The organism is Microbispora sp. H13382 (assembly GCF_014161445.1).
Taxonomy (GTDB): domain Bacteria; phylum Actinomycetota; class Actinomycetes; order Streptosporangiales; family Streptosporangiaceae; genus Microbispora.
The window spans coordinates 375,888-387,791 of sequence record NZ_JABBXA010000002.1 but is presented as its reverse complement, the minus strand read 5'-3'; the positions used below and the strand labels follow the sequence as shown (position 1 = coordinate 387,791).

Below are 11,904 nucleotides of genomic sequence, written 5' to 3'. Positions count from 1 at the left end.
GGCGATGTCCGCCGCCCGGCCGTCCACGCTGCTGTCACCCACGCCCCCATCGTGCCTTCTTTCACCTTTTGATCTTGGCCTTTTCCGTCACCTCGCAACCGCTCCGATACGCTGCCTGCACGCGGAGAAGAGAAAGCGGGGCGCCCATGTCCACCGAGGACCTCGAAGCCCTGCTGCGCGTGACCTCGCCGGGCTACGTCGGCGAGACCCCGCCCGAGGTCGCCTTCGGCACCACCGACGCGCCGGTGGGCCGCCTGGTCCTCGCGGTGACCGCACGCGGCGTGCTGGCCTGCACCTACGAGGGCGAGCACGAGGTCTTCGCCCGGATCTCCCGCGCCGTCGGCTCGTTCATCGGGCCCGACCCGCGCCGTCTCGATCCGCTGCGCAGGGAGCTCGACGCCTACTTCACGGCCAGGCTGCGCACCTTCTCCCTCTCCGTGGACCTGCGCCTGGTCACCGGCTTCAGCCGTACGGTGATCCAGCTCATGCCGGCCGTGCCGTACGGCAGCGTCACCACCTACAAGGACATCGCCGAGCGGATCGGACGGCCGCAGGCCCCCCGCGCGGTGGCCAACGCCCTCGCCGGCAACCCGGTCTGCCTGCTCCTGCCGTGCCACCGGGCCGTGGAGGGCCCCGGCGCACTCGGCGGCTACGCGGGCGGCCAGGCGGCCAAGGAGCACCTGCTCCGCCTGGAGGGCGCTCTCTAGTCACTCCGGCGCGTCGGCGGGCGCGCGGGCGTGAGGTCTCAGCGGCAGACCTCGCGGCACTCTCCACGGACCACGGCCTCTCAGCGCTCCACGGACCACGGCGCGGGCTTCTTCCCGACGCAGTGTTGGTATGTTTACCAACGGAGCGTCGGCAAATCGGGGCGCTCGTCGTCCCTGAAATCCCTGCTCCGAAGGAGTGCCATGTTCCTGGCCTGGCGCGAGCTGGTCTTCGCCCGCGCACGCTTCGGCCTGATGGGCGGAGTCGTCGCCCTCATCGCGATCCTCGTCGTGCTGCTGTCCGGCCTCTCCTCCGGGCTCGTCAACGACGGCGTCTCCGGGCTCCAGCGGCTGCCCGTCACCGCGTTCGCCTTCGCCGAGGGCACCAAGACCGACTCCGCCTTCTCCCGCAGCACCGTCAACGTGAACCAGGCCGAGGCGTGGAAGGGCCGCGACGACGTCGGCGATGCCGCGCCGTTCGGCAACATGCTGGTCAACGCCAAGGCCACGACCGCCGCCGGCACCCAGGTGCCGATCGACCTGGCCCTGTTCGGCGTCGACCCCGGCTCCTTCCTCGCCCCCGCCGTCTCCGACGGCGCCGGACTCGGCGACCCCGACGGGATCGTGGTCAGCAAGACCGTCCTGGACGAGGGCGTGGGCATCGGCGACACCGTCGTCATCGACCGCCTGGGCACCCGGCTCAAGGTCGTCGGCACCACGGGCGACCAGCGCACCTTCGGGCACGTCGACGTCGCGTACCTGCCGTTGCGCACCTGGCAGCAGGTGCGCGCGGGCGCCGGGCCGGGGGACGAGGTGCGTGACGGGGCGTACGAGGAGGCCACGGCCATCGCCCTGCGCGCCCGGGACGGAGACCGGATCGACCTGTCCGGCGGCGACGCCGCGGCGGGCACCACGGGCATGACGCTCAAGGAGTCCTTCAGCGCCTCCCCCGGCTACTCCGCCGAGACCTCCACGCTCACGCTGATCCAGGTCTTCCTGTACGCCATCTCCGCGCTCGTCGTCGGGACGTTCTTCACCGTGTGGACGATCCAGCGCAAGCACGAGCTCGCCGTCATACGGGCCATGGGCGCCTCGACCGGCTACCTCATGCGGGACACGATGATCCAGGCGACCGTCATCCTGACCGTGTCCACCGCCGTGGGCTTCCTGCTGGGGGTGGGGGGCGGCACGCTGCTCACCACGACCCCCATGCCGTTCGCGCTGGAGGCGGCCCCGCTCGTCCTCGCCGCCCTGCTCCTCGTCGGCCTCGGCCTCGCCGGTGCCGTGGCGGCCGTGGGCCGCATCGTCCGCGTCGACCCGCTCGCAGCCCTGGGAGGGCAGAGATGACCACCAGTTCCACGTCCCCGCGCCCGGACTCGCTCCGGCCCGGCGCCCGGGAACGCGGCGGCCTGCTGGTGGAGGGCGTCACCCTGACCCTCGGCGACGGCGACGCCACGGTCACCGCGCTCGACGACGTGCACCTCGACGTCGCGTCCGGCGAGTTCGTCGCCATCGTCGGGCCGTCCGGCTCCGGCAAGTCGAGCCTGCTCGCCGTCGCCGGCGCGCTCACCACGCCGGACACCGGCCGGGTCCTGCTCGACGGCGTCGACATCTCCCGGGCGAGCGCCCGCGAGAAGGCGCGCCACCGCCGCGACCGGATCGGGTTCGTCTTCCAGTCCGGCAACCTCATCCCGGCCCTCACCGCGCTCGACCAGCTCCGCTTCGCGCTCGACGTGGCGGGCAGACGCGCGGGTGACGGTCACGACCCGCGAGAGCTGCTCGACCGGGTGGGCATGGGGCACCGCGCCGGGCACCGCCCGCACCAGTTGTCCGGCGGCGAGCGGCAGCGCGTGGGCATCGCCCGGGCACTCGTCACCCGCCCGGCCGTGCTGCTGGTGGACGAGCCGACCGCCGCGCTCGACCGCGCCCGCAGCGACGACATCGTCACACTGCTCGCGCACGAGACGCACGAGTCGGGCGTCGCGACGATCATGGTCACCCACGATCACGAGGTGCTCGGTCACTGCGATCGCGTCCTGTCGATGGTGGATGGGAGACTGTCGGAGTAGACGACCATGGCGGAGGAGAGCAGGTGCCACGCATCCAGGCGGCTACCGTCGCCGAGCATCGGGCCGCCCAGCACCGGGCGCTGCTCGACGCCGCCAGGGAGATCCTCGCGGAGACCGGCCGGCCGCCGACGCTGACCCGGGTCGCGGAGCGCGCCGGGCTGGCCCGGCCCAGTCTCTACCAGTACTTCCGGTCCTCGGAGGACCTGCTCAACGCGCTGGTGGAGGACGTCTTCCCCCGCTGGTCGGCGGGGGTCGCCGCGGCGATGGACGCCGCCGCGACCCCCGCCGACCGCGTACTCGCCTACGTGCTGACGAACTTCGAGCTCATCAACGAGGGTGAGCACGCGCTGGCCACCGTCCTCGCGGAGGTCGCGCCGGGCGACACGGTCGCGGAGCAGAGCCGGGCCATGCATCAGCAGCTCCTGGAGCCGCTCGTGGAGGCGCTGCGCCGCCTCGGCGTCGCCGCGGTGCCCGAGACCGCGGAGATGATCAACGCCATCGTGTTCGCCGGGTCCCGGTTGATCGAGTCCGGCACCGACCTGGAGACCGCCTGGGAGTCCGCACGGGCCCTGCTGGAGCCGTTCGTGCGCACCGCGGGCAAGGCTGCCCGCCCGTCCTGAACCGCCGGATCACGCCCCCGGAGCGCTGTGGCAGGCGCCGGGGACGCGGCCCGAACCCGCGGATCGGCAGGTGAGGCTCGACGAACTCAACGGCGAGACCGCAGGCGGCGGGCCGGGACGGACAGCGCCACGGTCGCCACCGCGGCCACGAGGAACGCGGCGAGCGCGGCGTTCATCCAGGGCTGGTGGACGAACCCGAGGGCGAGGCGGACGTCGGTCCAGAACCCGTCCCACCAGCCGACCGTCGGGGTGGACGTGACGATCCAGTACGCCACGAACCCGAGGATCCACGGCACGACCATGAGCCACCGGGAGGGGGCGTCCCCGGCGGTGTTCCACCGGGCGGCCCCGCCGAGCAGGAAGTAGTCGACCACGAGGACGGCGAACATCGGCACGAAGACCGCCCCGATCACGGTCAGGAACGCGCCGTAGGAGTTCACGTCGGCGAACAGCGCGACCAGGGTCGTGAGCACGCCGATCACGATCGAGATCGCCCGGCGGTCCCAGCGCGGCGCGAGGTTCTGGATCGACACGGTCGTCGAGTAGACGTTCGCGAACGACTGGTCGGCCTCGCGCAGCACCAGGATGCCGAAGAACAGGATCCCGAGCGGGGCGGCCACGAACGGGTCCCACACCTTGTCCGGGTCGTTGCCCACCAGGGCGAGCGCGGCGATGCCGAGCGCCAGGCAGGCCACCTGGGCGATCGTGTAACCCGCCACCACGCCGGTGAACGCCGCGCCGCTCGACCGCGAGTGCCGGGCGTAGTCGGCCGCCATCGGCACCCACGACACCGACAGCGCGATCACGTAGTCGACGGCGGGGGCGAAGGCGTCCCAGGAGCCGCCCCCCACGGACGGCCCCTGGGTGAACAGGGCGACCGACAGCCAGACCATCGCGACCACCACGCCCGCCGTGACGTAGCGGCGCAGCAGTCGCAGCGCGCCGAGCGGGCGGATCGTCAGCGCGATCGTCAGCGCACCGGCCGCGACCGCCCACACCGCGTACGGCACCGCCGTGCCGAACAGGGCCTGCGCGCCGTTGGCGATGACCCACAGCTCGAAGGCGCCCCAGCCGAGCATCTGCACGATGTTCAGCACGGTCGGGATGTACGAGAGCCGGGCCCCGAACAGGCCGCGCAGCAGCACCATCGCGGGCCGGCCGGTACGCGCGCCGGGGATCGCGGCCAGGCCGACCATGGCCGTGCCCAGCAGGCTGCCGACGACGGCGGCGAGCACCGCCGCGGTGAAGGTCAGCGGCTTGCCGCCCAGGGGGTCGAGGAGGAACAGCGCCCCCGAGAAGCCGAGGAGGCTGACGCCGAGATTGGCCCAGAACGCTCCCTGGTCGAGCAGCCCCAGAGTCCTGGGGGCCTCCTCGTCCAGGGTGAGGGGAACCTCCGCGTGCGCGTCGTCGACGACGGCAGAAGTCATCACACGCTCCCTACGCCGGCATTATCCGGACAGGTTCATGCGGTCGGCGGCACGTTCGATCCGCCCTCTCAGCCCGGTCACGCCCGAGCTCCCGCGGGGTATTGATGATGTCTTTGGGATTATGACACTTCTTTGACCGTTTTCCTATGCGACGTAGGGCGTCCCGCCGGCCTCGCTGACCATCGGGCGCCCGGCGGCGGCCCACAGCTGCATGCCGCCGTCCACGTTGACGGCGTCCCTGCCGATGTGGTTGAGCCACATCGCGGCGTGCGCCGACCGTCCGCCGACGCGGCAGACCACGTACACCGGGCGGTCGTGCGGCACCTCGTCCACCCGCGCCTGCAGCTCGCCGAGCGGGATGTGGACGGCGCCGGGCGCGTGGCCGGCCACCCACTCCTCGTTCTCACGGACGTCGAGCAGGTACGCGTCGTCGGGCAGGGCGTCGGGGGTGATTTCCGGCAATGTCATGCGCCCATTGTGGCCGCACGCCGCCGATGCCCGGGCCCATGCCGGAAGCTGTGACCCACGGTGATCCGCTGGACGCTACTTCAGGAGGCGGGACAGCCGGCGGTCGGCCAGCGGCTTGCCGCCGGTCTGGCAGGTCGGGCAGTACTGCAGCGACGAGTCGGCGAACGACACCTCCCTGATCGTGTCGCCGCACACCTCGCACGCCTCGCCCGTACGGCCGTGCACGCGCAGGCCCGACTTCTTCTCCGACTTGAGGTCCTTGGCGGCCAGCCCCCTGGCCCGGCCGACCGCGTCCCGCAGCGTGCTCACGATCGCGTCGTGCAGGTCGGCGACCTGGCCGTCCGTCAGCGTTCCGGCGATCTTGAAGGGGGACATCTTCGCGACGTGCAGCACCTCGTCGGAGTAGGCGTTGCCGATGCCGGCGATCACCTTCTGGTCCCGCAGCAGGCCCTTGATCTGCGCCCGGCTGCCGCCCACGATCGTCTTCAGCACGCCCGGCGTGAAGTCCTCCGCCAGCGGGTCGGGCCCGAGCCCGGCGACGCCGGGGACGTCCCCGGGATCGCGCACCACGTACACCGCCAGGCGCTTCTGCGTGCCGGCCTCGGTGAGCTCGAAGCCGGGAGCGCGGCCGTCCTCGCCGGGCGACAGCCGTACACGGACCGCGAGCGGGCCCTTGCCCGGCCGCACCGGCCGCGCGCCCGTGAGGTCGTCGCGCCAGCGCAGCCAGCCGCCACGCGCCAGGTGGGTGACGAAGTGCAGGCCGTCGCAGTCGACGTCGAGGAACTTGCCGTGCCGCGCCACACCGGTGACGAGCAGCCCGGCGAGCGCGGTGACGGGCGGATCGACGGTCTTCAGGGCCTGGAAGGCGGTCACGTCGACGCCGACGACGGCATGGCCGACGGCGTGCTCGCGGAGGAACTCGGCGAGCGCCTCGACCTCGGGCAGCTCCGGCATGCCCTCACACTAACCCGCTCCGTCAGGGGACGTCCCAGAACGCGAGCTCGTGCTCCATACCCCGGACGAACAGCTCCCGGGCGCGTGCCGGGTCGGGATCCGCCTCGTCGATCATGACGGCGATGCGCGCGGAGAGGGCGGCGAATCCGGGATCGGCGTAGGTGTCCACCCACGCCTTGTACCGGGGCTCGGCGGGCGGGTCGGCGGCCAGAATCCGGCCGAGTGTGGAGTAGCCCCACATGCAGGGGTAGAGCGCGGCCAGGCCTTCCGCGTAGTCGGCGGCCGACTCCAGCAGGAACGAGGTGTACGCCGCGCAGGCCGGGCCCTTCACCGCGCCGTCGAGGTCGGCACCGAACTCGGCCGACAGCGACCGGTGCAGGTCCAGCTCGTCGTGCCAGGTGGCGTACGCGAGATCGACCAGGTCGCCGAGGTGGGCGTCCGGAGCCTGCCAGGCCAGCCGGCTGAACACCCGGACGTAGTCGAGCAGGTACAGGTAGTCCTGCTCCAGCCACGACCGGAACACCGGCTCGGGCAGGTCGCCCGCCGCGATGCCGCGTACGGTCGGGTGCGCGAGCTGGGCGTCCAGCATCGGCCGCCCGATGGCGTGCAGCTCGTCAGATATTCCCATAAAGGCACATTCTGGCCCGGATCGGCGCGTTACGCTCGATCACGTGACACTGACGATCGCCGAGGAAGTGCTGCTGCTGGCCTACCGGGAGGACACCGGCAAGCCGATGATCGGGTCGTTGGAGCTCGACTGCGCCTTGGCGGGTGCTCTGCTCGCGGAGCTCGCCATACGCGGACGTGTCGGCTTCGACGGCAAGAAGCTGCGGGTCGAGGACGGCGCCCCGCTGGGTGACGAGGAACTGGACGCGACGCTGTCCCGGATCATCGGCGAGGCCAGGCGGCGCGACGCCAGCTGGTGGGTGGGCAAGCTACGCATGGGCAGGCTGCGCAAGCGGCTGCTCACCCGCCTGGCCGCCCGGGGCGTGCTGAGCGAGCAGGAGGGCAAGATCCTGGGGATCTTCCCCACCACGCGCTATCCCGAGCTCGACCCGCGCCACGAGCAGGGCGTGCGGGAACGCGTCCAGAACGTCCTGACCGGGGCCGAGCCCGACGAGCGGACGGCGGTGCTGTTCGCGGTCATGCACGCGGCCAAGCTCGACCGCAAGGCGTTCCCCGGGGCGCCGAAGGACCGGATCAAGGAGATCGCCCAGGGCCAGTGGACGGGCGAGGCGGTCCGCAAGACGATCGCGTCCGTGCACGCCGCCGTCGTCGCGGCCACGACGGCCGCGGCGGTCGCCGCCTCCGCCGGAGGCTGACCCGGGCTGACCCGGGGGCTGACCCGGGCGGACCCGGGGGCGGACCCGGGGGCTGACCCTGCCGCTCGTGCCGCGCACGCCGCGCGCCCGGGTGAGCGGCCGGGCGCGTCGCACGGCCGCCGCGGCTACTTGGTGATCACGTCCTTGGGGACCTGTTTGTCGGCGGCGAGCGCCTCGAACAGGCGCAGCGCCTTCTGCGTGTCCCACTTGACCACCGCCTGGCCGCCGATCGTCGGCAGCGAGCCGACCGGCACGGCGGTGGCGACGGGTCCCTCACGCATGGCCAGGCCGACCGACAGCAGGTCGAACAGGCCGGTGCCGGGGTCGACGGCGACCGAGTCGGCCGCGTTCAGCGCCAGCGGGACCGAGGTGAACGGGTTGATCAGCGTGCCCGGGCTCGCGGCCTTCTGCACGACGGCCGAGAAGAACTGACGCTGCCGCTGGGTGCGCTCGAAGTCCGGGATGGCGCCGGTGGCCCGGGTCCGGACATAGCCGAGCGCGGTGCCGCCGTCCATGTCCTGGCAGCCCTTCTTCAGGTCGATCCCGGCCTTCGGGTCCTTGATGTCCTGCTTAACGCAGATGTTGACCCCGCCGACCGCGTCCACGATGCCGACGAACCCGCCGAAGCCGATCTCCATGTAGTGGTCGATCCGGATGCCGGTCACCCGTTCGACCGTCTTGGACAGGAGCTTCGGCCCGCCGAAGGCGTACGCCGCGTTCAGCTTGCCGCTGCCGTGCCCCTCGATCGGGACGTACGAGTCGCGGGGCAGGCTGACCAGGGTCGGCCGGCCGCTCTCGGGGATGTGCAGCAGCATCATCGTGTCGGTGCGCTTGCCGACGGCCTTGCCGGTCGCGAGCTTCCTGCGCTGCGCCGCGGTCAGCCCCGCCCGGCTGTCGGACCCGACCAGCAGCCAGTCCTCGCCCGGCGTCTCGGCGGGCCGTCCGCTGTAGTCGGTCAGCGATTCGACCGGCTTCAACCGGGACCCGATCCAGAAATATCCGGCGACGGCGGCGACGAGCAGGAGCACGACCAGCACCACGACGACCCGCAGAACGGTCCTGCCGGTCCGCCGCGGCCCGCGGCCACCGCCGCGCACGGCCCCGTCGCGGCCCCTCGGCCCGCCGCCGCCACCGTGCGGGGCGCCGTCCCGGTCCCCGGCCTCGTGCCCGCTCCCGCCGAGCGGGCGGATCGGACTGTCGCCGGAGCGCGGCTTGCCGTACACCTTGGAGCGGGCGCGGGGGACCGTGTCCTCCCTGCCGGACCCCGCCGGAGCGGCCGGAGCCTCCGCACGGGGCTGTGCCGCCGGAGGCTGTGCCGCCGAAGGCCGGGCCGTACGGCGGTACGCGCGGGTCGCCTCGTCCTCGTCGGCCACCTGAACCCCCAGCCCCTCAGCGTCCTTGCGCCTGCTTTGACCGCAGCGGCCGAAGTCTTTGCCGATGCGCCCCCTTCTTCACGGTACCCAGACGCCCTCTAAGCAGTCAGTAAAGGCTGCCGGGAAACACAGGAGAAGTTCCAGCCGTTACGGTGGTATACCACCACGCGAAAGGATCGTCGTGTCCGTTTCGGACCCCTGGAGTACCTGCCCGTGCCCAGGCACGGGATCTCATGATCGCACGGCGGGCGCCCGATGAGCGCCGCCCTCGGCCTTCTGGCCGTGCTGCTCCTGACCCTGGCCACCGGATTCTTCGTGGCCCAGGAGTTCGCCTTCGTCGCCGCCGACCGCGGCACCCTCCGCGAGCAGGCCGCGGCCGGTGACGACGCCGCACGCCGGGCCCTCGACATCACCGGACGCCTGTCGTTCATGCTCTCCGGCGCGCAGCTCGGGATCACCGTCACCACCCTGCTGGTGGGTTTCATCGCCGAGCCCGCGATCTCCGACGTGCTGCGCGGTCCGCTCGAGGCCGCCGGGCTCCCCGGTTCGGTCGTTCCCGGTGTCGCCGTGGCCCTCGGTGTCGCGATCGCCACGATCGTGCAGATGATCCTCGGCGAGCTCGCCCCCAAGAACCTCGGCATCGCCCGGCCCGACGACGTCGCGAAGTTCCTCTCCCGCCCGACGCACGTCTACCTCGTGGTCGCCGGGCCCGTCATCCGCTTCTTCGACGCCTCGGCGACCAGGCTCGTGCGCCTGTTCGGCATCGAGCCCGTGGAAGAGCTCGAACACGGCGCCACCCCCGAGGAGCTGTCGCGCATCGTGACGGAGTCGGCCGCGGCGGGCGAGCTGCCGCCCCGGCTGGCCGACATGCTGGAGCGGGCGCTGGAGTTCGGCGACCGCACCGCCGAGGACGTCATGGTCCCCCGCCCGCGCGTGGTCTCGCTGCGCGCCGAGTGGCCGGTCGCCGAGTTCCTCGACGCCCTGCGTACGCACGGCCACTCCCGCTACCCGGTTCTCGGCACCGACGCCGACGACGTCGTCGGGGTGGCCGGGCTGCCCGAATATCTGAGGGCCGGCGCTCCGTCCGACGGGCTCGTCGGCGGCGTCACCCGCGCGCCGCTGCTCGTCCCCGCGACGCTGCCGCTGCCCGAGCTGCTGCGGCGGATGACCTCCGCGGGTGAGACGTTCACCTGCGTGATCGACGAGTACGGCGGGCTGGCCGGCGTGGTGACGCTGGAGGACCTGGCCGAGGAGCTCGTCGGCGAGCTGGTGGACGAGAACGACCCCGAACCGCTCGGCGTGGTACGCCACGGCGACGACGTCTGGGACGTGCCGGGCACCCTCCGCCTCGACGAGGTCGAGCGCGCGACGCGCGTCCGGCTGCCCGAGAGCGAGGACTACGAGACCGTCGCCGGGCTCGTCCTCGCGCTCCTGGGCCGGATGGCCGAGCCCGGTGACCGGGTCGTCTCCCCCCTCGTGCCCGAGCCCCACCTCTTCGACGACGAGGAGGGGGAGGACGCCGAGCGGGCCGTGCTCACCGTGCTGAGCGTGCGCCGCCGCGTCCCCGAGTGGGTGCGGGTGTCGACGGAGACGTCCGCGGTGGAATCGGCGGAGGCGCCCGAGGAGGAACGGCCGGAGCGGGAGAAGGCCCGCAGCGCCGCCCGCGACCCGGGCGGCGCCGACTACGCCACCGAGCTGTTCTCCGCGCTGTTCCAGGGCAGGCCCGCATGAGTTCTCTCACCGGCATACTGATCGGCATCGTGCTGCTGGCCGCCAACGGGTTCTTCGTGGCGGCCGAGTTCGCCTTCGTCTCGGCCCGCAGGCACCGGCTGGAGGAGGTCGCCGGCAGCGGCGGCCGGCTGGCCAAGGTCACGGCCCGCGCCGCGGTCAGGGGCGGGCGCGAGCTGTCGCTCATGCTCGCCGGGGCGCAGCTCGGCATCACCCTGGCCTCCCTGGGCCTCGGCATGGTCGCCGAGCCCTCCATCGAGCACCTGATGGAGCCGGTGCTCACGCTGCTGCCCGAGTCGCTGCGCACGCCCGTGGCGTACGTCGTGGCGCTCGCCCTGGTGACGTTCCTGCACATGGTCGTGGGCGAGATGGCCCCCAAGTCGCTGGCGCTCACGCATCCCGAGCGGGCGGCGATGGGACTGGCGCTGCCGTTCCGCGGCTTCGCCTGGGTCGTCCGCCCGATCCTGGCCGTGCTGAACGCGCTGACCAACGGCATCCTGCGGCTGGCCGGCGTACGGCCCCGCGACGAGCTGGCCACCACCCGCACGCCCCGCCAGCTCGCCATGCTGGTCGCCGAGTCGGGCCGGATGGGCATGCTCGACCGCGACGAGCACGACCTGCTCACCCGCGCGCTGCGGGTGCACTCCCAGCCGGTCGAACGGCTGATGGTGCCCGTCGGCGAGGCGCCCTCGGTGCCCGCGAACGCCGACGACCTGCTCGTACGCCGGACGGCCGCGCGCGGCGGGAGCCTGCGCATGCTGGTCGTCACCCCCGACGACGTGGTCGGCGTGCTCCACGTGCGCGACTCGGTCATCCAGCCGGGCCGCCGGGCCGGCGAGCTGGCGACCCCCGTCCCCCGCATGGCGAAGAACACCACGATCTCCGACGCGGTGACTCTGCTGCAGGAGGCCCGGGCCCAGCTCGGGCTCGTCACGGACGCCGGCGGCACGCCCGTCGGTGTGATCGATCTCACCACCCTGGTCGGCGAGCTGCTCGTCGCCTGACGGGCACGGGGACGTCTCTCACTGCGAGACACCAATGCTCACGAACTGGGACAGACGGTAAAGGTCGCCGCATGCAAGTGTGCGGAAAGTGGTTTGAAAGGCGGCGTCCGGAGAATGTGCAGTGCGCGCGGAGGGGGCCCCGATCTTCGGGGCCCCCTGCTCGCGACACGCACACGAGGCCCGTGCCGTACGGGCCGGGAGAGGAGGCCGGACGTGAAAGCTTCGCTTGCGACCA

The 11,904-nt window shown here is 72.6% G+C and carries 12 protein-coding genes and 1 riboswitch; of the genes, 7 read left to right on the top strand and 5 right to left on the bottom strand.

Annotated features, from left to right (window positions below):
* Window positions 1–146 precede the first annotated feature (146 nt).
* The 4 genes from HHX41_RS05690 to HHX41_RS05675 all read left to right on the top strand — a co-directional run bounded on the left by HHX41_RS05690 (window position 147) and on the right by HHX41_RS05675 (window position 3,393).
* Entirely contained in the window at window positions 147–707 is a 561-nt protein-coding gene (locus HHX41_RS05690; protein ID WP_182905068.1) for a methylated-DNA--[protein]-cysteine S-methyltransferase, read from the top strand.
* Between the two features lie 201 nt (window positions 708–908).
* Complete coding sequence (locus HHX41_RS05685) at window positions 909–2,051, top strand: FtsX-like permease family protein (protein ID WP_182905067.1); 1,143 nt, start codon at window positions 909–911, stop codon at window positions 2,049–2,051.
* Window positions 2,048–2,773, top strand: a complete 726-nt coding sequence (locus HHX41_RS05680) for an ABC transporter ATP-binding protein (RefSeq protein WP_182905066.1) — start codon at window positions 2,048–2,050, stop codon at window positions 2,771–2,773. The genes HHX41_RS05685 and HHX41_RS05680 overlap by 4 nt, the downstream gene beginning before the upstream one ends.
* Before the next feature lie 23 nt (window positions 2,774–2,796).
* Window positions 2,797–3,393, top strand: coding sequence for a TetR/AcrR family transcriptional regulator (locus tag HHX41_RS05675; RefSeq protein ID WP_182905065.1), 597 nt, complete (start codon window positions 2,797–2,799; stop codon window positions 3,391–3,393).
* A gap of 86 nt (window positions 3,394–3,479) precedes the next feature.
* On the opposite strand, the gene HHX41_RS05670 is transcribed toward HHX41_RS05675, so the two are convergent.
* From HHX41_RS05670 to HHX41_RS05655, 4 genes are all read right to left on the bottom strand, one after another.
* Complete coding sequence (locus HHX41_RS05670; protein WP_182905064.1) at window positions 3,480–4,820, bottom strand: cytosine permease; 1,341 nt, start codon at window positions 4,818–4,820, stop codon at window positions 3,480–3,482.
* Window positions 4,811–4,925, bottom strand: a riboswitch (TPP riboswitch). (Overlaps the previous gene by 10 nt.)
* 39 nt (window positions 4,926–4,964) lie before the next feature.
* A complete protein-coding gene (locus HHX41_RS05665; RefSeq protein WP_169984000.1) occupies window positions 4,965–5,288 on the bottom strand; it encodes a rhodanese-like domain-containing protein in 324 nt (107 codons plus the stop codon).
* 75 nt (window positions 5,289–5,363) lie between these two features.
* Complete coding sequence (locus HHX41_RS05660) at window positions 5,364–6,242, bottom strand: Fpg/Nei family DNA glycosylase (RefSeq protein WP_182905063.1); 879 nt, start codon at window positions 6,240–6,242, stop codon at window positions 5,364–5,366.
* A gap of 22 nt (window positions 6,243–6,264) precedes the next feature.
* The gene (locus tag HHX41_RS05655) at window positions 6,265–6,870 is read right to left on the bottom strand and encodes a TenA family protein (protein ID WP_182905062.1); all 606 of its coding nucleotides are present in this window, start codon (window positions 6,868–6,870) and stop codon (window positions 6,265–6,267) included.
* A 43-nt stretch (window positions 6,871–6,913) separates the two neighbouring features.
* Between HHX41_RS05655 and HHX41_RS05650 the strand changes: the two genes are divergently transcribed.
* Entirely contained in the window at window positions 6,914–7,564 is a 651-nt protein-coding gene (locus HHX41_RS05650; protein WP_182905061.1) for a GPP34 family phosphoprotein, read from the top strand.
* A 125-nt stretch (window positions 7,565–7,689) separates the two neighbouring features.
* Here HHX41_RS05650 and HHX41_RS41595 read toward each other — a convergent pair whose 3' ends face one another.
* The gene (locus HHX41_RS41595) at window positions 7,690–8,937 is read right to left on the bottom strand and encodes an LCP family protein (protein ID WP_310741789.1); all 1,248 of its coding nucleotides are present in this window, start codon (window positions 8,935–8,937) and stop codon (window positions 7,690–7,692) included.
* Window positions 8,938–9,192: 255 nt separating this feature from the next.
* On the opposite strand from HHX41_RS41595, the gene HHX41_RS05640 reads away from it, so the two are divergent.
* Complete coding sequence (locus HHX41_RS05640) at window positions 9,193–10,668, top strand: hemolysin family protein (protein WP_182905060.1); 1,476 nt, start codon at window positions 9,193–9,195, stop codon at window positions 10,666–10,668.
* On the top strand, window positions 10,665–11,669 hold the full coding sequence (locus HHX41_RS05635) for a hemolysin family protein (RefSeq protein ID WP_169983995.1): 1,005 nt from the start codon (window positions 10,665–10,667) through the stop codon (window positions 11,667–11,669). Before HHX41_RS05640 ends, HHX41_RS05635 begins: the two co-directional genes overlap by 4 nt.
* Window positions 11,670–11,904 lie beyond the last annotated feature (235 nt).

What these genes read in the sequence shown, in the direction of transcription:
- HHX41_RS05640 (WP_182905060.1), top strand. Translation starts at nt 9,193, where the DNA reads ATGAGCGCCGCCCTCGGCCTTCTGGCCGTGCTGCTCCTGACCCTGGCC.
- HHX41_RS05690 (WP_182905068.1), top strand. Translation starts at nt 147, where the DNA reads ATGTCCACCGAGGACCTCGAAGCCCTGCTGCGCGTGACCTCGCCGGGC.
- HHX41_RS05660 (WP_182905063.1), bottom strand. Translation starts at nt 6,242, where the DNA reads ATGCCGGAGCTGCCCGAGGTCGAGGCGCTCGCCGAGTTCCTCCGCGAG.
- HHX41_RS05665 (WP_169984000.1), bottom strand. Translation starts at nt 5,288, where the DNA reads ATGACATTGCCGGAAATCACCCCCGACGCCCTGCCCGACGACGCGTAC.
- HHX41_RS05635 (WP_169983995.1), top strand. Translation starts at nt 10,665, where the DNA reads ATGAGTTCTCTCACCGGCATACTGATCGGCATCGTGCTGCTGGCCGCC.
- HHX41_RS05655 (WP_182905062.1), bottom strand. Translation starts at nt 6,870, where the DNA reads ATGGGAATATCTGACGAGCTGCACGCCATCGGGCGGCCGATGCTGGAC.
- HHX41_RS05685 (WP_182905067.1), top strand. Translation starts at nt 909, where the DNA reads ATGTTCCTGGCCTGGCGCGAGCTGGTCTTCGCCCGCGCACGCTTCGGC.
- HHX41_RS05670 (WP_182905064.1), bottom strand. Translation starts at nt 4,820, where the DNA reads ATGACTTCTGCCGTCGTCGACGACGCGCACGCGGAGGTTCCCCTCACC.
- HHX41_RS05680 (WP_182905066.1), top strand. Translation starts at nt 2,048, where the DNA reads ATGACCACCAGTTCCACGTCCCCGCGCCCGGACTCGCTCCGGCCCGGC.